The sequence below is a fragment of the Streptomyces sp. NPDC043896 genome (genome assembly GCF_056435605.1).
Window position 1 is genome coordinate 382070 of sequence record NZ_JBWKEE010000004.1, and the last position, 20016, is coordinate 402085.

The 20016-nt window shown below is 75.0% G+C and carries 18 protein-coding genes and 1 tRNA gene; 12 read left to right on the forward strand and 7 right to left on the reverse strand.

Annotated features, from left to right (window positions below; translation table 11 throughout):
• Positions 1-57 precede the first annotated feature (57 nt).
• Together AC069X_RS08115 and AC069X_RS08120 are read left to right on the forward strand one after the other, a co-directional pair.
• Entirely contained in the window at positions 58-396 is a 339-nt protein-coding gene (locus tag AC069X_RS08115; RefSeq protein ID WP_478726294.1) for an XRE family transcriptional regulator, read from the forward strand.
• An 89-nt stretch (positions 397-485) separates the two neighbouring features.
• A complete protein-coding gene (locus AC069X_RS08120) occupies positions 486-1241 on the forward strand; it encodes an alpha/beta fold hydrolase (protein WP_478726296.1) in 756 nt (251 codons plus the stop codon).
• Positions 1242-1315: 74 nt separating this feature from the next.
• Here AC069X_RS08120 and AC069X_RS08125 read toward each other — a convergent pair.
• Both AC069X_RS08125 and AC069X_RS08130 read right to left on the reverse strand, forming a co-directional pair.
• Positions 1316-1388: transfer RNA gene (locus AC069X_RS08125), tRNA-His, on the reverse strand.
• Between the two features lie 74 nt (positions 1389-1462).
• On the reverse strand, positions 1463-2218 hold the full coding sequence (locus AC069X_RS08130; RefSeq protein ID WP_478726381.1) for a CTP synthase C-terminal region-related (seleno)protein: 756 nt from the start codon (positions 2216-2218) through the stop codon (positions 1463-1465).
• Positions 2219-2357: 139 nt separating this feature from the next.
• On the opposite strand from AC069X_RS08130, the gene AC069X_RS08135 reads away from it, so the two are divergent.
• Positions 2358-3227, forward strand: coding sequence for a LysR family transcriptional regulator (locus AC069X_RS08135; RefSeq protein ID WP_478726298.1), 870 nt, complete (start codon positions 2358-2360; stop codon positions 3225-3227).
• Complete coding sequence (locus tag AC069X_RS08140; protein ID WP_478726300.1) at positions 3202-4356, forward strand: M24 family metallopeptidase; 1155 nt, start codon at positions 3202-3204, stop codon at positions 4354-4356. Before AC069X_RS08135 ends, AC069X_RS08140 begins: the two co-directional genes overlap by 26 nt.
• 84 nt (positions 4357-4440) lie before the next feature.
• Here the strand turns inward: AC069X_RS08140 and treZ are convergent, their stop codons facing one another.
• Complete coding sequence (gene treZ / locus AC069X_RS08145; RefSeq protein WP_478726301.1) at positions 4441-6150, reverse strand: malto-oligosyltrehalose trehalohydrolase; 1710 nt, start codon at positions 6148-6150, stop codon at positions 4441-4443.
• Positions 6151-6302: 152 nt separating this feature from the next.
• Between treZ and AC069X_RS08150 the strand changes: the two genes are divergently transcribed.
• From AC069X_RS08150 to AC069X_RS08160, 3 genes are read left to right on the forward strand one after another with little or no spacing between them, the layout of a single operon-like run.
• A complete protein-coding gene (locus AC069X_RS08150; RefSeq protein ID WP_478726303.1) occupies positions 6303-6875 on the forward strand; it encodes an FHA domain-containing protein in 573 nt (190 codons plus the stop codon).
• A 35-nt stretch (positions 6876-6910) separates the two neighbouring features.
• Positions 6911-7678, forward strand: a complete 768-nt coding sequence (locus AC069X_RS08155) for a DUF6193 family natural product biosynthesis protein (RefSeq protein WP_478726305.1) — start codon at positions 6911-6913, stop codon at positions 7676-7678.
• A 60-nt stretch (positions 7679-7738) separates the two neighbouring features.
• Positions 7739-8197, forward strand: a complete 459-nt coding sequence (locus AC069X_RS08160; protein ID WP_478726307.1) for an N-acetyltransferase family protein — start codon at positions 7739-7741, stop codon at positions 8195-8197.
• Here the strand turns inward: AC069X_RS08160 and AC069X_RS08165 are convergent.
• Both AC069X_RS08165 and AC069X_RS08170 read right to left on the reverse strand, forming a co-directional pair.
• Complete coding sequence (locus tag AC069X_RS08165; protein WP_478726309.1) at positions 8179-9384, reverse strand: M14 family zinc carboxypeptidase; 1206 nt, start codon at positions 9382-9384, stop codon at positions 8179-8181. The genes AC069X_RS08160 and AC069X_RS08165 overlap by 19 nt on opposite strands.
• A 168-nt stretch (positions 9385-9552) precedes the next feature.
• A complete protein-coding gene (locus AC069X_RS08170; RefSeq protein WP_478726311.1) occupies positions 9553-10341 on the reverse strand; it encodes an RICIN domain-containing protein in 789 nt (262 codons plus the stop codon).
• 203 nt (positions 10342-10544) lie between these two features.
• Here AC069X_RS08170 and AC069X_RS08175 point away from each other — a divergent pair, with 203 nt between their 5' ends.
• Together AC069X_RS08175 and AC069X_RS08180 are read left to right on the forward strand one after the other, a co-directional pair.
• Positions 10545-11120, forward strand: coding sequence for a hypothetical protein (locus tag AC069X_RS08175; protein WP_478726313.1), 576 nt, complete (start codon positions 10545-10547; stop codon positions 11118-11120).
• A 15-nt stretch (positions 11121-11135) separates the two neighbouring features.
• Positions 11136-11600 (forward strand): RICIN domain-containing protein, encoded by a 465-nt coding sequence (locus AC069X_RS08180; RefSeq protein WP_478726315.1) that lies wholly within the window; start codon positions 11136-11138, stop codon positions 11598-11600.
• A 90-nt stretch (positions 11601-11690) separates the two neighbouring features.
• Here AC069X_RS08180 and treY read toward each other — a convergent pair whose 3' ends face one another.
• On the reverse strand, positions 11691-13982 hold the full coding sequence (gene treY, locus AC069X_RS08185; protein WP_478726317.1) for a malto-oligosyltrehalose synthase: 2292 nt from the start codon (positions 13980-13982) through the stop codon (positions 11691-11693).
• Positions 13983-14064: 82 nt separating this feature from the next.
• On the opposite strand from treY, the gene AC069X_RS08190 reads away from it, so the two are divergent.
• Complete coding sequence (locus AC069X_RS08190) at positions 14065-15354, forward strand: MFS transporter (RefSeq protein ID WP_478726319.1); 1290 nt, start codon at positions 14065-14067, stop codon at positions 15352-15354.
• Here the strand turns inward: AC069X_RS08190 and glgX are convergent.
• Positions 15339-17453, reverse strand: coding sequence for a glycogen debranching protein GlgX (gene glgX, locus AC069X_RS08195; RefSeq protein WP_478726321.1), 2115 nt, complete (start codon positions 17451-17453; stop codon positions 15339-15341). The two genes, AC069X_RS08190 and glgX, sit on opposite strands and share 16 nt — an antisense overlap.
• Before the next feature lie 319 nt (positions 17454-17772).
• Between glgX and AC069X_RS08200 the strand changes: the two genes are divergently transcribed.
• Positions 17773-19047 carry an SAV2148 family HEPN domain-containing protein gene (locus tag AC069X_RS08200; RefSeq protein WP_478726322.1) on the forward strand — a complete coding sequence of 425 codons (1275 nt, stop codon included), beginning with the start codon at positions 17773-17775 and terminating at the stop codon, positions 19045-19047.
• A 246-nt stretch (positions 19048-19293) separates the two neighbouring features.
• Entirely contained in the window at positions 19294-20013 is a 720-nt protein-coding gene (locus AC069X_RS08205) for an exonuclease domain-containing protein (RefSeq protein ID WP_478726323.1), read from the forward strand.
• Positions 20014-20016: the final 3 nt, after the last annotated feature.

Here is a 20016-nt window from a genome sequence, read left to right on the forward strand (position 1 = left end):
CGTTCCCGCGCCCGCGAAGTCAATGCCTGCGTTGACTTCGCGGGCGCGGGAGTACGAATGAGCGGTGTCGGTGGGGAGGAGGCCAAGCGGCAGGTGCGCGAGCGCCGGGCGGCCGCGGGCCTGCCCGTGCGGTCCCCGGCCGAGAAGCGGGCCGCCATGGACCGGCTCATGGCCGGGGTGCGCGCCTGCCGGCCGGCGGAGATCCGTCAGGAGCAGGCCCTGACCCAGAGGGACGTCGCGGAGACCATGGGTGTCCCGGCTCCCCGGGTGTCCGCCATCGAGAACGGCGAGACCGGCCGGACGGAGGGGGCGACCCTGCGCTCCTGCGTGGAGGCGCTCGGCGGCCGTCTGCGGGTGGTGGCCGACTTCGGGGACACGGAGTACACCGTGGCCTGACGTGGCCGGTGATGGCGGTGTGATCGTACGCGGGCTGGGCAGAACGTACGGCGTCGCTTTCCGCCACCCCCGTCACCGAGGGAGAACGCATGGCCATCGCCCATCGCCGGACCGGCACCGGACCCGTCCGCGTCATCGTGCTGCACGACTGGTTCGGGACCTCCGCCAACTGGGGCTCCGTGCTCGACTACCTGGACCCGCAGGGGTTCTCGTACGCCTTCCTCGACTACCGCGGCTACGGCGACCGCCGGGACGTCCCCGGCCGCTACAGCCTCCCCGAGATCGCCGACGACGTCCTCGCGCTCGCCGACGAGCTCGGCTGGGACACCTTCTCCCTGCTCGGCCACTCCATGGGCGGCAAGGCCGCCCAGCAGGTGCTGGCCCGCGCACCCGAGCGCGTCGAGAAGCTGATCGGGCTCACCCCCGTCCCCGCCGGGCCGTACGCGATGGACGAGGCGACCCACGCCCTCTTCCACGGCGCCGCCGAGGACCCCGGCAAGCGGCGGACCATCCTCGACCTGGTCACCGGCCACCGGGCGAGTCGCCACTGGCTGGAGCGCATGGTCGGCCACTCCCTCGACGTGTCCCGCCCCGAGGCCTTCGCCGGCTACCTCGCCGACTGGCAGCCCCGCGACCTGTTCCCCGCGATCAAGGGCAGCACCGTGCCGGTGCTCGTCCTGGTGGGCGAGTACGACCTGGCCCTGACGGCCGAGGTGATGCGGGCCACCTGGCAGGCCGCGTACCCGAACTGCAGAATCGTCACGATCCCCGGCGCCGGCCACTACCCGCCCCACGAGACCCCGGTGGCCTTCGCCACGGAGGTGGAGGCCTTCCTGCGCGGCTGACCCGGACCGGCCCGGACCCGGAAAAGCCCGTAGGGGGTACGAGGCGAACCTCGTACCCCCTACGGGACCGACAGGGTGAGTGACGGGACTTGAACCCGCGGCCACCTGGACCACAACCAGGTGCTCTACCAGCTGAGCTACACCCACCGCGAAGGGCGGCGGACCGCCCGTTCGTTGTGCATGCACAGCATAGCCGATCCGCGGGGTGCTCCCGCGACGGGTTATCCGGCGGCCCGGGCCCCGGCCGGACGCGCCCCCTCCGCGCGCCGCGCCGCGCGGGCGACCGCCGCCGCGGCGAGCGCCCGGATCACCGGATGCGGCCGCGAGCCGTCCCCCGCCAGCTCCGGCTGGAAGAGCGTGGCCAGGAAGAACGGGTGCCCCGGCAGCTCCGCCATCCGCACCGCGCCGTCCTCGTCGTGCCCCGACAGCCGCAGCCCGTGCGCGGCGAGCACCGGGAGGTGCCGGGGCACGGGACCGTAGTGGCAGTGGTAGCGCTCGGTCGACCGCTCCGCCCCGAGCGCCGCCTCGGCCAGCGATCCCGGTTCGGCCCGTACGACCGCCTCGTGCCCGGCCAGCGAACAGGCCAGCGGGGCGATCAGGGGATCCGGCGCCCCGGGATCGTTCTCGGCGTGCGCGGCCCCCGCCAGCCCGCAGACCCCGCGCGCGTACTCCAGCAGGGCGTGCTGGAAGCCGCCGCAGGTCCCGAGGAAGGGGATGCCCTCCTCCCGGGCCACCCGGACCGCGGCCAGCGCCCCCGCCTCACTGGCGTACGGGCTGCCCGGCACCACCCACACGGCGTCGAACCCGGCCAGGGTCCCCGCCGCGGCCTCCGCCTCCGCCCCGGCGGTCGGGATCCAGCAGGCGTCCAGCACCAGCCCCTCGCGCGCGGCCAGCGCGTCGAGCAGGAGCGGGATCCGGGTGTGGGACTCCACGTGCGGGGAGCGGTCGCCGACGAGGGCGATCCGGGCGACGGTCATCGGTGCGGCGGACGCGGCGTGAGGCGCCTGTGCGGTGGTCATGCGGATCATCCTGCGACCCGGTCCCGCTTCAGCGCCAACGATTGTTCCCGGACGGTCGATAAGCAGCGCTGATGGGCGGCGATGGCATGCTGCGGCCATGGACCCCCATCTGCTGCGCACCTTCACCGCCGTCGCCCGCTTCGGCTCCTTCTCCGCCGCCGCACGCGAACTCGGCTACACCCAGTCCGCCGTCTCCCAGCACGTCGCCGCCCTGGAGGCCGACCTGCGCACCGAGCTGCTCACCCGGCGGCCCGTCGCCCCCACCCCGGCCGGGGCCCTGCTGCTGGAGCACGCCCGGCCGCTGCTGCTGCGGCTCGACGCGGCCCGCGCCGACGTGCTGCGGCTCGCCGCCGCCCCGCCCGGCCGGATCACCCTCGCCGCCTCCCCGCTCGCCGCCGCCCGCCCGGCGCTGCTCGCCGCCCTGCCCGCCACCGGCGTCACCCTGCGCGTCCTGCCCCCGGCACGGGTGCCGGCCGCCGTCGCCGCCGGGGGCTGCGACCTCGGGCTCGTGGACGGGCTCGCCGCCCCGAGCGACCCGCTGCGGCTGCCCGACGTGGCCCCGCTGCGGGTCACCGGCATCGGCGAGGAGGAGCTCGCCGTCCTCTTCCCCGCCGGGCACCCCTTCGCCACCCGGGACTCCGTCCGGCTCGACGACCTCGCCGACGCGCGGTGGCTCGACGCCCCGGACGCGGGGCTGCCGCTCACCACCGGACGCCGCGCCCTGCGCTACGACGGCACCGACCTGCACGCCCTGTGCGCCCTCGCCGCAGCCGGACACGGCCTCGTGCTGCTGCCCCGCCCGGTCGCCGAGGCCGCCCGCGCGGGGGTCGCCGTACCGCTCGCCGCACCGCGCCTGGCCCACCGTACGGAACTCCTCGCGCCCGCGAGCCTGTCCGGCTCGGCCGCCGCCCTCGCCGCACGCCTCACGGCAGGATCCCCGTATGACCACCACACCGACGGCTCCTGACCCGGCCCACCCCGAACCCGAGGCCTTCACCACCGCCGACTACGCCGCCCGGATGGCCGCCGCCGCGCAGAGCGCCGCCGACGCCGGACTCGCCGGGCTGCTCATCGCACCCGGCCCCGACCTCGTGCACCTCACCGGCTACCGCCCGACCGCCGAGACCGAGCGGCTCACCCTGCTCGTCCTCGCCGCCGGCCAGGACCCGGTGCTGGTCGTCCCCGCCCTGGAGGCCCCCGACGCGGCGAAGGCGCCCGGAGCGGACGCGCTGACCCTGCGCGACTGGACCGACGGCAAGGACCCGTACCGGATCACCGCGCCGCTCCTCGACGTCAGCGGCCGCTTCGGCGTCAGCGACAACACCTGGGCGCTCCACCTGCTGGGCCTGCAGAGGGAGTTGCCGGGCACCTCCTACGCTGCCCTCACCGACGCCCTGCCCATGCTCCGCGCCGTCAAGGACGAACGGGAACTCGCCCGCCTCGCGGCCGCCGGAGCCGCAGCCGACGCCGCCTACGCGCAGATCCTGCACGTCCCCTTCGCCGGCCGCACCGAGAGCGAGGTCGCCGCCGACCTGGCCGGGCTGCTGCGCGTGCACGGCCATTCCCAGGTCGACTTCACCGTCGTCGGCTCCGGCCCCAACGGCGCCGACCCGCACCACGAGGCCGGCGAACGCGTCATCCGCCACGGCGACATGGTCGTCCTCGACTTCGGCGGCCTCAAACACGGCTACGGCTCCGACCTCTCCCGCACCGTCCACGTCGGCGAGCCCACGCCCGGGGAGCAGCGCGTCCACGACATCGTCCGCGAGGCCCAGCAGGCGGGATTCGAGGCCGTCCGCCCCGGCGCCGCCTGCCAGGACGTCGACCGGGCGGCCCGCGCCGTCATCACCGGGGCCGGCTACGGGGAACGCTTCGTCCACCGCACCGGCCACGGCATCGGCGTCACCACCCACGAGCCGCCGTACATGGTCGAGGGCGAGGAGCAGCCCCTCGTCCCCGGCATGTGCTTCTCCGTGGAGCCGGGCGTCTACCTGCCCGGCCGGTTCGGCGTCCGCATCGAGGACATCGTGACCGTCACCGGGGACGGCGGCCGCCGGCTGAACAACGCACCCCGCGAGATGGCCGTCGTCGGGTAGGCCGCCGGGCCGGACGGCCGCCGGGCCGTCGGGCCGTCGGGCAGTCCGGCCGTCGGGCAGTCCGGCAGTCCGGCAGTCCGGCCGTCACGGCCCGAGGACCACCGCCGACTCGCCCGGCACGTGGAGCCGCCCGTCCGGACCCGGATGCTCCACCGGCTCCCAGGACGCCAGCACCCGCACCCCGTTGCGGCCCAGGGCGACCGTCACCGACTCCGTCGAGAGGTTCGCCACGACCCGTACCTCGCCCCGCCGGAACGTCAGCCAGCGGCGCTCCTCGTCGTAGGCGACCCGGACCGCCGCCAGGTCCGGGTCGCGCAGGTCCGGGTGGGTGCGGCGCAGCCGGATCAGGGTCCGGTACCACTCCAGCAGCCAGGCGTGCGACTCCCGCTCCGGTTCGGCCCAGTCGAGGCAGGACCGGTCGCGGGTCGCCGGGTCCTGCGGGTCCGGCACCTCTTCGGCCTTCCATCCGTGCGCCGCGAACTCCCGGCGCCGGCCGCTGCGCACCGCCTCGGCGAGCTCCGGGTCGGGGTGGTCGGTGAAGTACCGCCAGGGCGTGCCGGCGCCCCACTCCTCGCCCATGAACAGCATCGGCACGAACGGCCCGGTCAGCGCCAGCGTCGCCGCGCAGGCCAGCAGCCCGGGGGAGCAGGTGGCGGAGAGCCGGTCGCCCAGGGCCCGGTTGCCGACCTGGTCGTGGGTCTGGGTGTAGCCGAGGAAGCGGTGCGCGGGCGTGCGGCGGCGGTCCACGGGCCGGCCGTGGGTGCGGCCCCGGAAGGAGGACCAGGTGCCGTCGTGGAAGAACGCCCGGGTCAGGGTCTTGGCGAGGGCGCCGAGCGGGGCCTCCGCGAAGTCGGCGTAGTACCCCTGCGATTCGCCGGTCAGCGCACAGTGCAGCGCGTGGTGGAAGTCGTCGTTCCACTGCGCGTGCAGACCCAGGCCCCCGGCGGCGCGCGGGGTCGTCAGCCGGGGGTCGCACTGGTCGGACTCGGCGATCAGGAACAGCGGGCGGGTGGTCTCCGCCGCCAGCCCGTCCACGGCCGCCGACAGTTCCTCCAGGAAGGACAGGGCCCGCCCGTCGGCCAGCGCGTGCACCGCGTCCAGCCGCAGCCCGTCGATCCGGTAGTCCCGCAGCCAGGCCAGCGCACTGCCGATCAGGTACGAGCGGACCTCGTCGGAGCCGGGAGCGTCCAGGTTCACCGCCGCGCCCCAGGGCGTGTGGCGGGTGTCGGTGAAGTACGGGCCGAAGGCCGGGAGGTGGTTGCCGGAGGGGCCGAGGTGGTTGAGGACCACGTCCAGCACCACCCCCAGCCCGGCCGCGTGCGCGGCCTCCACGAAGGCCGCCAGGCCCGCCGGGCCCCCGTACGGCTCGTGCACCGCCCACGGCGCCACCCCGTCGTAGCCCCAGCCGTGCCGGCCCGGGAAGGGGCACACCGGCATCAGCTCCACGTGCGTGACGCCCAGCCCGGCCAGGTACCCGAGGCGGGCGGCGGCGGCCTCGAAGGTCCCCTCGGGGGTGAAGGTGCCCACGTGCAGCTCGTACAGGACGGCGTCCTGGAGGGGGACGTGCGGCGGCGGCACGTGCGGGGCGAGGACGGTGAAGTCGACCACCGCCGACAGCCCCTCCGTACCGTCCGGCAGCCGCCGCCCGCGCGGGTCGGGCCGCACCAGCGGATCGTCGCCGAGGCGGAACCCGTACCGGTCGCCGTCGGCGGCCGGGGCCTCGGCCACCCACCAGCCGGAGCGGCCCGGGGCCGGATCGGGGGTCATGTCGTAGGTGGTGTCGTTCAGTCGCATGGCGACCCGACCTGTCAGCGGTGCCCACACCTCGAACTGCACGGACGGTCCCCTCGTCTCCGGCGGTGTCCAGCATGCGTATCGTGCCCATCATTCCGGGCGTCGCGGGGGAGTTCTGGACACTCCGCACCCGACGGGCCGACAATCACCCTGTGACGTCGAGTTTCGAGTTCCCCGCCTACCCCGCCCCGCGGCTGTCCGACGCGGAGCGCGACCGGGCCCTGGGCCAGCTGAGGGAGGGCGCGGCCCTCGGGAAGCTGTCCCACGACACCTTCATGCGCCGCATGGAACTCGCGCTGGTCGCCCGCCGTTCCGAGGACCTCGCCGTCCTCCTCGCCGACCTCCAGTCCCGGCAGGGCCCGCTCGGCGCCGAAACCCCCTGGACCAGCCGCCTGTTCGGCTGGGTGGGACGGGCCTCGGCCGTGTCCGCCGGGGTGCGCCGGGCCTGGCAGGTGGAGCGCCTGCCCAAGCTGTTGTTCCCGCACCCGGCCGCCGGCCCGCTGAGGATCGGCCGCGACCCGGGCAACGGGCTGCGGCTCAGCCACGAGACCGTCTCGCGGGCGCACGCCGAGCTGAGCATGCGGGACGGGGTGTGGCTGCTGCGGGACCTCGGCTCGACCAACGGCACCACCGTCAACGGGCGCCGGGTGACGGGCGCGGCGGTCGTACGGCCCGGCGACCAGGTGGGGTTCGGGCGGATGAGCTTCCGGCTCTCGGACAGCTGAGCGGGCGGCGCGCCCCGAGGGGGGAGAATGGGGCCGTGACCGACCGACCCGATCCCGCCGAGCTGTTTCCCGACGTCGCGGCGCACGGCAGCCTCGCCGCCGCCCTGCGAGCCGTGGCGGAGGAGGGCGGCTTCCCCTTCCCCGTGACCGACCCCTCGCGCTCCGAACCGCTCGGCCACGCCTCCGTGGCCAGCGGGTCCCCCATCCGCCGCCCCCTGCACATCAGCGCGTGGGCGGCCGAGCGGAGGTGGCGGATCCGCGGGGAGGAATCGACGGCCGGCATGGCGCTCGTCGGCGGGGACACGGACGACCTGGCACAGATCGCCCGGGCCGCGCGGGCCTGGTACGACGGGGCGCCGCTGGAGGAGGTCCGTGACGCCGCGCCGTTCGTGCGCCTGACCGGCCGCTTCGAGGTGCCGGACCAGGACCCGGCCCGGCTGACCGAGTCCGAGTGGCAGTCGATGCGGGTGGAGGCGGCCGAGGAGGGCGGACCCGGCTACCGGGAACTCGTCGAGGCGGCGTACGCGGAGCCGGTCCTGCGGGCCCTCTTCCCGTTCACCAGCCACTGGGTGCTGCGCTTCTCGACCACCACCCAGCCGTTCATGACCATCGTCGGGCCCTGCGTGCTCACGCACGCCGCCGACCGGTACACCGTCAGCCGCGGCTTCCTGGGCGGCGACGCGTACGCCGAGACCACGACGGCCGAGGAGGCCGTGGCCGCCGTGGTGCGCCACATGCCGTCCGGGCCGGGCCCGGTGACCCTGGGCACGGTCCGGCCGCGGACCGGTGAGGCGGACGGCTGACCGGCGGCACCCGCCGGGCCCGGCTTCCTCCCCGGTGAGCGGCCCGGCAGGATGCTGCCCATGGATCACACCGGCATCGTGCGCCCCGCGCGCCCCGAAGACCTCCCGCGCCTCACCGAGCTCATCCACGAGCACGTCGCGTACGAGAAGTCGGCCCCCCGTCCCGCGGACCTCGGCGACCGGCTCGGCCCCGCGCTGTTCGCCGAGGACGCCCGGCTGTGGGTGCTGCTCGCCGAGACCCCCGGCGGAGTGGTGGCCGGATACGCCGCCTGCTCGGAGGAGTTCGCGTTCTGGGACGCCCGCCGCCACCTCCACATGGACTGCCTCTACCTCGCCGAGGACGCCCGGGGCCACGGCCTCGGCGCCGCCCTGATGGCCGCGGTGGCCGGTCTCGCCCGTGACCTCGGCCTCGCGCACGTGGAGTGGCAGACCCCGGACTGGAACGAGGGCGCCATCCGCTTCTACGACCGCCTCGGCGCGACGGGCCGTCCCAAGAGGCGTTACGCCTGGCCGGTCTGAAGGCAGCCGTGGGCGGCCAGGACCGTCCGCGCCTGGTGCTCCACCTGCGTGGCCACCGGCACCCACCGGGCCCGGAAGCGGGCCGAGAACGCCTCGCACCACCCCGTCACCAGGCGGTCCAGGCCCGGCGCGGCCGGATGCCCCTGGGACCGCAGTACGCGCAGCAGCATCGCGGCGGCACGCAGCGACAGGCGCCGCCCGAAGGCGTCGACGCTGCCCAGGGCGGCCGTGCTGGCCTCGGCGGGGGCCCCGGGGGCCGTCCAGCCGGCGGTGACGTCCGGGATCAGCCCGAGCGTCCAGTCCACCGCGCGCAGCAGTGCGGCGGCGCCCGGCTCCGTCCCCCGGACCCCCTCCCGCAGCCCGGCCACGAGAGCCGCCTCGGCGGTCAGCCGCTCCGCCAGGACGCGCAGGGCGCGGCGGGGGTCCGGGTGCGGGGCGGGATCGTCCACCAGGTCGGAGGCCCACATGGGCACTTCGACGATCGCGGTGGTCCCGCCGTGGCGGTGGCACCAGGTGCTGAGCCGGATGTCCTCGCTCCCGGCCCGGGGCATCACGAAGATCCCGGGCCCGGGGGAGTCCCAGCCGGCCGCGTCGGAGGCCCCGGTCTCCACCGGGATCCGCAGCTCGGCGGCCGACTTCCCGAAGGGCTCGGCGAGGCCGGGCACGTCCCGGGTCAGCTGGACCCAGGACCCGCCGAGGTCCGTGCCGTGCAGGGAGACCTGGAGCGCGGGCCGCAGCTCGTCGAGGAGCGCGGTGAGGGCGAGGGTCTCCGGCGGGAGGCGGTCCGGGGGGAGTAAGGACGGCGCCCACTCGGGCTGTTCGGGCCCGGGCGGGCGGTAGAAGGTGCGGTGGTAGTCCAGCAGCGAGTACGGGCGGGGCGTGCGGTGCAGGTCCGCGCCGTCCGGGTCGGCGCAGAGCAGGAAGTGCCAGCCCGGCCCGCCGCCCCCGGCCCGGACCAGCCGCCGGGCCAGGTCCAGCGCCGTCGCCCCGCCGACGGGCTCGTTGGCATGGGCCCCGGCGACGACGAGCACCTCCCCGGGCCCGCCGCGCTGCCCGTCGACCGAGAGCAGCCACAGCGGCCTTCCGCCCCGGGAGACCCCGGCCTGCCGCATCCGCACCCGGCCGGGGTGCTCGTCCGCCAGCGCCCGGCCGGCCAGGGCGAGTTCGTGCGGGGTGGGGTAACGCATGTCACGGAGGAGGGTCACATGTGATGCCATGCCCGCCACACCGGCCGGCTACTGCTCCGCGGGCCCCGAATGTGTGTACCCGATGAGAAGTGTGGAAGGCGCGCGGCGAACCCCAACGGATCCCGCCCCGAGCATGATCATTTCCGGACGGAGGGTTCCGGGTCCTGCTCAGCCCCACTTCTGGCGGTCCGAGCGGTCGCACGGCAGGGCGCGCAGGCCGGCGGGGCCGTCGTCCAGACAGCGGTCCGTGGCCTGGTGCCTGACCTCGACCGAGGCGTCCTGCCCTCGCGTGACGGTCCACCTCTGGGCCGGGGACGTGCCGCAGGAGCGGGCGGTCAGCCCCGCTTCGCCGCCCTCCAGGCAGGAGCCCGTGGCGTGGTTCCTGAGCGTGCTGGTGCCGTCGGGGAGCGGGTGGACGGTCCAGCGCTGGTAGCTCATGCCGTTGGGCGGGAACGCCCGCAGCCCCTGGTCGAGGCTGTGGTCCAGGCAGTTGCCCGTGGAGCGGTTGACGAAGTTGCGGATCTCGTCGTTCCGGGCCGGCGCGGGTGCTCCGTCCGCCGCCGGCCGTGAGTCCGCCGGGGGCGGCTCGGGCACCAGGACCAGCCGGCCGAGCAGCACCCCGAGGACCAGGCCGCCCAGGACGAGCACCACCGCCCCCGTCCAGCGGCCGCGCCACCGGGGGGAGGCCGGGGGAGGCGCCGGGGGGCCCGGCTGGCTGCGGTCCGCCGCCTCCCACAGGGCCCGGTAGTCGTCCGGGTCCGCCTCCAGGGCCCGGCACAGGTCGCGGACGGTGTTCCACGGGGGAACGGTGCGGCCGCGCAGGTACCGGGAGAGCGAGGAGTCGCTGATCATCACCTCGGACTCCAGGGAGCGCAGCGTGCGCCCGGACCGCTGCTGAAGGGCCTTCAGCGCCCCGCCCAGTTGTTGCGCGGGAGTGCGCCCGTCGACGTCCGCCATGCTCGCCCCTGTCCCGGGATGGTCATGTCCCAGCAGGTCAAAAGCGTAGGGATCCCGACTCGCGTGAAGCAAACGGGACAGCGTTGCGGGGCCCCGCCGAGCCCCCGCAGACTCGGCACCAGCCGCTCCCGGTCGAGTGAGCGGCGATCCCACCACCTGCGCCGGAACGGCGTATTTCCCCTGCCCGGAAACGGAGAACGGACATGTCCGTGAACACCACCCGTCGCGTGGTCATGGCCACGTTGACCACCATCCTCTGCCTGGGTTCGCTGGCGCTGACCGCGCCGCCGGCCCCCGCGTCCCCCGCGTCGTCCCCCACGCTCACCGCGGTCTCCGCGGAGGCGGCCCCCCGGGTCAGCCGGGCGGAGGTCATCGCCCGGGCCAAGTCCTGGCTGACCGCCAACAACGGACGGCCCGTGCCCTACGCCCAGAACAAGTACTGGAAGGGCGGCTACCGGCAGGACTGCTCCGGTTACGTCTCCATGACCCTGGGCCTGCCCAAGCCCGGCCCCAACACCGTCTCGCTCAAGAAGGACGGCTTCACGCGCCGGATCGCCATGAAGGACCTCGCCCCCGGCGACCTGGTCCTCAAGGCCGACAGCAACAGCGCCGACTACCGCCACGTCGTCATCTTCGACGGCTGGGCCAACGCCGCGCACACCGCCTACAAGTCCTACGAGCAGGCGGGCGGCGTCGGAACGCGCTGGAAGCAGCACTCCTACGGCGTGAGCGGCCGCGACGGCTACCACGCCTACCGCCCCGTCAACATCACCGGCTGACCGAGGAGAACCACCATGCGCACGCGTACCACCCTCCTGGCGGGCGTCCTGCTCGCCACCGCCCTGGCGGTCACCGCCACCACCACCGCCGGAGCCGGCCCCCTCGACAGCGTCCAGACCTTCCGCAACGCCGCCACCTCGGCCTGCCTGGACGACAGCGACGCCGGTGTCCGCACGTACACCTGCCTGGGCAACGACCACCAGAAGTGGAACGTCCACCAGTGGGCCGACGGCACCCGGGAGCTGAGGAACCGCAAGACGGGCCTCTGCCTCACCGACCACCCGCGCGGGACGGCCTCGGCGCAGCCCTGTGACAAGGCCAAGGACGAGAGCTGGTTCGTCCACCGCTACCCGGACGGGTCCGTGGAGTTCAAGAACCAGGCGACCGGACTGTGCCTGGACGACAGTCCCCAGTTCCACCTCCGCACCTTCCCGTGCGGGACCCACGCCCAGAAGAGCCCCTACCAGACCTGGCGCTGACCCACCCCGCCGCGAACGGACGCGGCACCGGCCCGAGGGGCGTCCGCTCACGCGCGACGCCCCTCGCGCACCGGGCGGCCCGCCGGCTCCCTACTCCCGGACCAGCACCGCCACGGGGACCCCGGCGAGCAGGTCCGCCACCGCCACCCGCCCTCCGTACCCGGCGCACTCCTGCCCCGGCCCCCGCGTGCCCAGGCGGTGCCACCGCCCTTCGGGCAGGGCCAGGGTGGTGCCCCGCCAGCCGCCGGCCGCCGCCAGCCGGTGGGACAGGCGCGTCGCCACGGCGACGAGCCCGGCCGGGCGGGCGAAGGCCAGGCAGTGGCCGGCCGCCGGGCCCCGGGCCGCCAGGGGGGCGTACCCGGTGAACAGCCCGGGCCGGTCGCGGCGCAGCCGCAGCAGCGCCGCCGTCAGCGCGAGCTTCTCCCGCCCGAGGTCCGCCGGGTCGGCGCCCGCGTCCAGGGCGGCCAGCTCCTCCCCGGGGAACGCGGCGGGGCGGCGGTTGTCCGGGTCGACCAGCGCCCGGTACTCGTACTCGGAGCCCTGGTAGACCTCCGGCACCCCCGGCATCGCCAGGTGCAGCAGGGTCATCCCCAGCACGTTGGCCCGGGCCGCCTCCGCCAGCTCCGGCGGCAGCTCCACCGGCTCCCGGGGCACCAGATCCGCGATGCCCGCCTCGTACGCCTCGTCGGGGTCGGTCCAGGAGGTGTGCACCCCGGCCTCCCGCGCGGCCTTCAGCAGGGCCGCCGCCAGCCGGGGGCCCCGCTCGGGGGCACCGCCCAGCCCGAGCGCGCTCTGCCGCGCCACCCACGCCAGCTGCGGATCCCGCCCGTCCGGCACGGCCCCGGGCACGGCCCCGGCCGTCACCGCCTCCGGCGCCTGCGACAGCACCGCGATCCGTGCCCGTACGTCCGCGCTGCGCTTCGTGTCGTGCGTGGACAGCACCGTCCCCGAGGCGGGCCAGTCCCGCTCCAGCTCCGCGCAGTACGCGTGGAACTCGGCGGGCGACACCCCCGGTGCCCCCGGCTCCCTGCCGACCTCCGTGGCCGACAGCAGCGGCGCCCACCGGTAGAAGGCGCGGTCCTCCAGGGACTTGGCGCGCAGGGCCGCCGACGTCTGGGCGAAGCGCGCCGCGAAGGCGGGATCCCGCAGCAGGAGGTCCCGTACGCCGTCCACCGCCGCCGCCCCCGCCCGTGCGGCGGCCCGTTCCACGGTCCGCGCGGACGGGCCCGGCCCGCCCGGGTACGTCCGGTACACCGGGAAGGCGATCAGCAACTCCCGCACAGCCGCCGCAAGTTCCGGCCCGGCGCGGCGCTCCAGCGCCGCCAGCTCGGCGGCCAGGTCGACGGTCAGCACCTCCCGCGCGGCCGTGGCCGCCGTCTCCTCCCAGGACGCGAGCCCGGTCGACTCCTCGTAGGCGCGCGCCAGTTGCTCCGCCCCCGCCGGGTCGGTGAAGACCCCGTCCACCCGGTGCAGCGCGTCGTACCCGGTGGTGCCCGCCACCGGCCAGGACGGGGGCAGCCGTTCCCCGCGCCCCAGGATCTTCTCCACGACCACCCAGCAGTCGCCGCCCACCGCGGCCCGCAGCCGCCTCAGGTACTGCTCCGGATCGGCGAGCCCGTCCACGTGGTCGATCCGCAGACCCTCCACCACCCCGTCCCGCACCAGCTCCAGCACCTTCGCGTGGCCGGCGGCGAACACGGCGGGATCCTCCACCCGCACCCCGATCAGGCCGGAGATCGTGAAGAAGCGCCGGTAGTTGAGGGAGGTCCGCGCCTCGCGCCACCAGGCGGCCCGGTACCACTGCGCGGCCAGCAGCTCCGGCATCGGCAGCCCGGCGGTCCCGGCCCGCAGCGGCAGCTCCAGCGCCCCGTAGCGCAGCAGCCCCGCCCCGGGGTCGGCCTCGGCCGGCTCGTCCGGCCCGCCCAGCAGGGGCAGCAGGACCTGCCCCGCGCCCGCCTCCCAGTCGATGTCGAACCAGCGCGCGTAGGGCGAGTGCGGCCCCTCCCGCAGCACCTCCCACAGGGGCCGGTTGAGCCGCAACGGCACGGGCACCGCCATGTGGTTCGGCACGATGTCCAGCACCAGTCCGAGCCCGTGCGCCCGTCCGGCCGCCGCCAGCGCGCGCAGACCCCGCTCGCCGCCCAGCTCGGCCCGCACCCTCGTGTGATCGGTGACGTCGTACCCGTGTGCCGAGCCGGGCACCGCCTCCAGGACGGGGGACAGGTGCAGGTGTGACACGCCGAGCGAGGCGAGGTACGGTACGGCTGCTCCGGCCGCCTCGAAGGGGAAGTCGGGGGTCAGCTGGAGACGGTAGGTCGACGCCGGAGCGGCCGGCGTCTGAACGTCGGATTCCGATTGGCTGATTGAATACCGCAGGGTCATGAGAACGTACGTACCCAGCCCGCACGATTCCGTGCCATGACCCAATGCATCCGGGTGACTGCACCGCGTTAATGTCGATCAAGTGGTTGGAACCGTCAGTACCTATCGACACGTCATCGCCCTGACCGGGCCCCTACTCCCGCTCGTCTCGTTCTTCGCCCGACTGCCCGTCGCGATGTCCCAATTCGGGAGCGTCCTGCTGGTCGCGGAAACCAGCGGCTCCCTCGCCACCGCCGGCATCGTCGGCGGCACCCTCTCCGCCGGCCAGGTGGTCTTCGGCCCCGTCCTCGGCCGGCTCGCCGACCGTCGCGGACAGCGGCCCGTCGTCCTCGCCGCGGCGGCCGTCAACGCCCTCGCCACCGCCGCGCTCGTCGCCGGGGCCCTCGGCGGCCTCGCGACCGCCCCCCTCGCCGCCATCGGCGCCGTCACCGGGGCCTCCGTGCCGCTGATCGGGCCGCTCGCCCGCACCCGCTCCGTCGCGCTCGCGCACCGCGCGAAGGCCGACGAGAAGACCGTGGGCGCCGTGCACTCCCTCGAAGGCACCCTCGACGAGGTGTCCTTCGTCTTCGGCCCGGCCCTCGTAGGCCTCGCCGCTCTCGTCGCGCACCCGGCCGTCGCCCTCGGCGGCGCGGCCGCCCTCGTCGCCGTATTCGGCACCGCGTACGCCCTCCACCCGACGGCCGCCGCCACCGCCGGGACCCCCGCACGGCCCCGAGGCGGGAAGACCCGGACCCGCCGGCCCCGCGTCGTGCACGCCGTACGGGGCTCCCTCGCCCTCCAGGGCGCCATGTTCGGCGCCTGCCAGGCCGGAATCGCCTCCCTCACCGACCGGTTGGGCGTCCCCGGGCAGGCCGGCATCGTGTACGCCGCCATGGGCGTCGTCAGCGCCGCCGTCGGCCTCGCCCTCGGCGCGCTGCCCGCCCGCTTCGGACTGCGGCTGCGCTGGCGCGTGGCCACCGGCGCCGCGCTGGTCCTGTCCGTACCGCTGCTCTTCACCGAGACCCTGTGGCCGCTGTACGCCGTCGTCACCGTCCTCGGCGCCGCCTACGCCCCGCACCTGATCACCGCGTTCGCGCTCACCGAGCGCGTGGTCGAGCCCTCCCGGCTCGCCGAGTCGATGGCCTTCGCCGCCAGCTCCCTGGTCGCCGGGCAGGCCGCCGCGCTGGCCCTCTCCGGGCGGCTCGCCGAGGCGTACGGACCCGCCGGGGCCTTCGCCGTGGCGGTGGCCGCGGCCGCGCTGTGCCTGGTCATCGCCCTCGTCACCCGGGTCCCGGCCGCCCGGCCCCCGGTCAAGGCCTTCATCCCGGCGCAGCGGACCGCGTCCCCCGAGGGCTCGGGAGCCGGCCGCGCCCCCGGCTACGCCGGCCGCTGAAGCACCACCAGACACCTGCCCGTCAGCGCCACCCGGTCCCCGGCCGCGTACTGCGGCCCGGTGCCGGGTGGCAGCACCTCCGCCCGCGCCGTGTCCACGACCAGCCGCCACCGCGCGCCGTGCCCGGCCGGGACGGTGAAGTCCTGCGGATCGGCACCCGCGTTGAACATCAGCAGGAACGAGTCGTCGGTGATCCGCTCCCCGCGCGAACCGGGCTCGGAGATCGCCTCCCCGTTGAGGAACACCGTCAGCGCCCGCGCGTGCTGCGCCTGCCAGTCCCGGGCCCGCATCTCCTCGCCGTGCGGGGTGAACCAGGCGATGTCCGAGAGCTCGTCGTGCGTGCCCTCCACCGGCCGGCCGTGGAAGAACCGGCGCCGCCGGAACACCGGGTGGTCGCGGCGCAGCCACACCATCCGCCGGGTGAACTCCAGGAGTGCGGGCGGCGGTTTGCCCGGCTCGGGCCAGGTCACCCAGGACAGCTCGTTGTCCTGGCAGTAGGCGTTGTTGTTGCCCTCCTGCGTGCGGCCGAACTCGTCGCCGTGGCTGAGCATCGGCACGCCCTGGGAGAGCATCAGGGTGGCGGTGAAGTTGCGCATCTGCCGTTCCCGCAGCTCCAGGACCTCGGGGTCCTCGGTCGGCCCCTCGACCCCGCAGTTCCAGGACCGGTTGTGCGTCTCGCCGTCCCGGTTGCCCTCCCGGTTCGCCTCGTTGTGCTTCTCGTTGTACGAGACCAGGTCGTTCAGGGTGAAGCCGTCGTGGCAGGTGGTGAAGTTGATGGAGGCCAGCGGCCGCCGCCCGTCGTCCTGGTAGAGGTCCGAGGAACCCGTCAGCCGTCCCGCGAACTCGGCGAGCGTCCGCGGCTGCCCGCGCCACAGGTCCCGTACGGTGTCACGGTACTTGCCGTTCCACTCGGTCCACAGCGGCGGGAAGTTGCCCACCTGGTAGCCGCCCTCGCCGAGGTCCCAGGGCTCCGCGATCAGCTTCACCTGGCTGACCACGGGGTCCTGCTGCACCAGGTCGAAGAACGAGGACAGCCGGTCCACCTCGTGGAACTGCCGGGCCAGGGTGGCCGCGAGGTCGAAGCGGAAGCCGTCCACGTGCATCTCGGTGACCCAGTAGCGCAGCGAGTCCATGATCAGCTGGAGCACGTGCGGGGACCGCATGAGCAGCGAGTTCCCCGTCCCGGTGGTGTCCGTGTAGTGCCGGGGGTCGTCCGCGAGCCGGTAGTACGAGGCGTTGTCGAGACCGCGGAAGGAGAGGGTCGGACCCAGGTGGTTCCCCTCGGCGGTGTGGTTGTAGACCACGTCCAGGATCACCTCGATCCCGGCCTCGTGCAGCGCCCGCACCGCCGACTTGAACTCCAGCACCTGCTGGCCCCGGTCCCCGGAGGCGTAGCCGTTGTGCGGGGCGAAGAAGCCGATGGTGTTGTAGCCCCAGTAGTTGCTCAGCCCGTCGTTCACCAGACGGTGGTCGTTGACGTACTGGTGCACGGGCATCAGCTCCAGCGCCGTCACCCCCAGCTTCGCCAGGTGCCCGATCACCGCCGGGTGCGCCAGCGCCCCGTAGGTGCCCCGCAGCTCCTCGGGGAGGTCGGGATGGCGCATCGTCAGGCCCTTCACATGGGCCTCGTACAGCACGGTGTGGTGGTACTCGTGGCGCGGCGGACGGTCGTTCGCCCAGTCGAAGTACGGGTTCACCACGACCGAACTCATCGTGTGCGGAGCCGAGTCCAGGTCGTTGCGCGAGTCGGGCCGGCCGAAGTGGTAGCCGTAGACCTCCTCGCCCCAGGACACCCGCCCGCTGATCGCCCGCGCGTACGGGTCCAGCAGGAGCTTCGCCGCGTTGCACCGCTGCCCCCGCTCGGGCTCGTACGGGCCGTGCACGCGGAAGCCGTACCGCTGGCCGGGCATGATCCCGGGCAGGTAGGCGTGGCGCACGAAGGCGTCCGTCTCGCGGAGCTCGACGGCGGTCTCCGAGCCGTCGTCGTGCAGCAGGCACAGCTCGATGCGCCGGGCGGCCTCGGAGTAGACGGCGAAGTTGGTGCCCGCCCCGTCGTAGGTGGCGCCCAGCGGATACGCCTGACCCGGCCAGACTTGCATGGCCAACGACTCTTCCCATCCTGGTCCGGCTCGGTCCGGCCCGCGATCCGGCTGGATCCGGGCGCGGGCCACGTCTCTGCCAGATCTTCCCCGAAAGAAGGTCCGCACGCGTGGACTTGGAATGCTGCCGACGGGTGAACCGGAGAGCTGATATGCGGGTCAACGGACTGTCCGGGCATCACATAATGGGTCAACGGACTGCCGGACCAGGGGACCTGAGGTCACCGGGGCCGGCTTCGGGCTGCGTCGGGCCGCGTGCGCGGAGTACCCTTCCGTGATCACTGGAGACGGGCGTCCAGACGCAGAAGGCGGTGCACGGGTGAGCTCGGGAGGTCTGGAGCTGCCCCCTGGTGACAGCGGTCACGAGGGTGGCCCGGCGGACGCCCCTGGCGGCGCGTCCGGCGGTGTGCCGGGCACGGCGGCGGCCGGGGCGGCGGTGTCGCTGGCCCCGCAGGCGGCCGGGGAGGCACGGGCCGGGGCGGAACTGGACTGGGGCGCGGACGCGTGGAGCGAGGTCCGTACGCGGGCCCAGCGCGCGGGCCGTGCGTACATCTGGCTGAACCTCATCGAGCAGCGGCTCAGGTCGGTGGTGGGAGCGGTGCTGCGGCCGGTCTACGAGCCGGTGCACGGCGGGGACGACTGGGTGGTCGCGGCCGCGGGTCCGGCGGGCCAGGAGTGGGTCCAGCGGGCGGTGGCCGTGCGCGAGGTCAGCCGGCGCAAGGGCTACCTCCTCGACCCGGCCGACGACAACGTGCTCAGCTTCCTGACGCTGCCGCAGCTGCGGGAGCTGATGGTCCAGCACTGGCCCTGCTTCGAGCCGTACTTCGACGACCGGCGCGAGATCGAGCTGGCGCTCGACGAGCTGGAGGTCACCCGCAACGTGGTCTCCCGCAACCGGGCGCTGTCGCGGGCGGTACTGGAGCAGGCGGAGCGCGCGTCGGCACGGCTGCTGGAGGTGCTGGGCGCCGGCTCGGGCAGCCCGTCGGCGGACCGGCTGCCGATCGACGCCGTCGAGGACCTGGTCGGGGACCGGTACGCGGACGTCATCTCCGTCCACCCGGACCGGGTACGGCTCCAGCGGCAGCTGCCGGCGGAGGACCTGTTCGGCGGCGCCAGGCGGCTCGACGCCATCGGCATAGGCCTCAACCTGCTGGTGCAGAACTTCTCGGGGCGGCGGCTGGTCCGGCTGTCGGAGGCGGGCTGCCGGGTGCGGCTGCTGTTCCTGAACCCGGCGAGCAGCGCGGTCAAGCGGCGTGAGCGCGAGCTGGGGCTGCGCAAGGGGGAGCTGAGCCGCTCGGTGGAGATGAACATCCTGCACGTGCGCCGGGTGCGGGCGGGGCTCAAGGACCCGTCGCGCTTCGACATCCACGTCTTCGACGAGACCCCGCGCTTCACCGCCTACCTGGTGGAAGGGCAGTCGTCGGGGATCGCGGTGGTCCAGTCGTACCTGCGGCGGGCCCGGGGCATGGAAGCGCCGGTGCTGGTGCTGCGCGGGGGCGGTCGGGGCGTGCCCAAGGACGCGGACCACGGGCTGTTCCAGACGTACCGCGAGGAGTTCGAGTCGGTGTGGGAGGACTCCCGGCCGGTGTCCTGACGGGGCGGCCGCGCGGCGGGCGCGGGCCGGGGAGTGCGGACGTGCGCCGGAGGTGCGCCGGATGTGTGCCGCGGGTTGTGCCGTGGTCGTGGTCGTGGTCGTGGTCGTGGCGTGGCGTGGCGTGGTCGTGCCGGGGCGTGTAGCAGGCCGGGTCCGGGCCGGGCGCCGGGGGGTGCCCCGGCCGGGTGTCAGTGCCTCGTGGCAGGCTGAAACGCGTTGACCGGAAAGACGGGGGAGGGGCGCGTCATGGAGGCGTGGCACGGGGGAGCGCTGGTCGGGTTCGACCTGGAGACGACGGGTACGGAGCCGGGGGAGTCCCGGATCGTGACGGCCGCGGTGGTCGAGGTGCGGGACGGTGAGGTGCGCGCGAGGCGCGGCTGGCTCGCCGACCCGGGGATACCGATCCCGGGCGAGGCCGCGGCGATCCACGGGATCACCACGGAGCGGGCCGTCGCCGAGGGCCGCCCGGTGCGGGAGGTCGCCGACGAGGTCGCGGCGGCGCTGGTCGAGCACTGGCGCGGGGGAGCGGTGGTGGTCGCGTACAACGCGGCCTTCGACCTGACCCTGCTGTCGGCGGAGCTGGCCCGGCACGGGCTGCCCTCGCTCGCCGACCGGCTGGGCGGGGCCGCGACGGGGCCGGTGGCCGACCCGCTGACGATAGACCGGGCCGTGGACCGCTACCGGCGCGGCAAGCGGACGCTGGAGGCGGTGTGCGGGGTGTACGGGGTCACCCTCGACGCCGCGCACGACGCGGGGGCCGACGCGCTGGCGGCGGTCCAGGTGGCCCGGGCGATAGCCGTCCGGCACCCGGAGGTGGCGGGGCTCAGCCCGGCGGAGCTGCACCACCGGCAGGGCGGCTGGCACGCCCGCTGGGCCCGTGACTTCCAGTCCTACCTGCGCCGCCAGGGCAGCCCGGACGCGGTGATCGACACGGCGTGGCCGCTGCGGGGGCTGGTCGCGGCCTGAGCC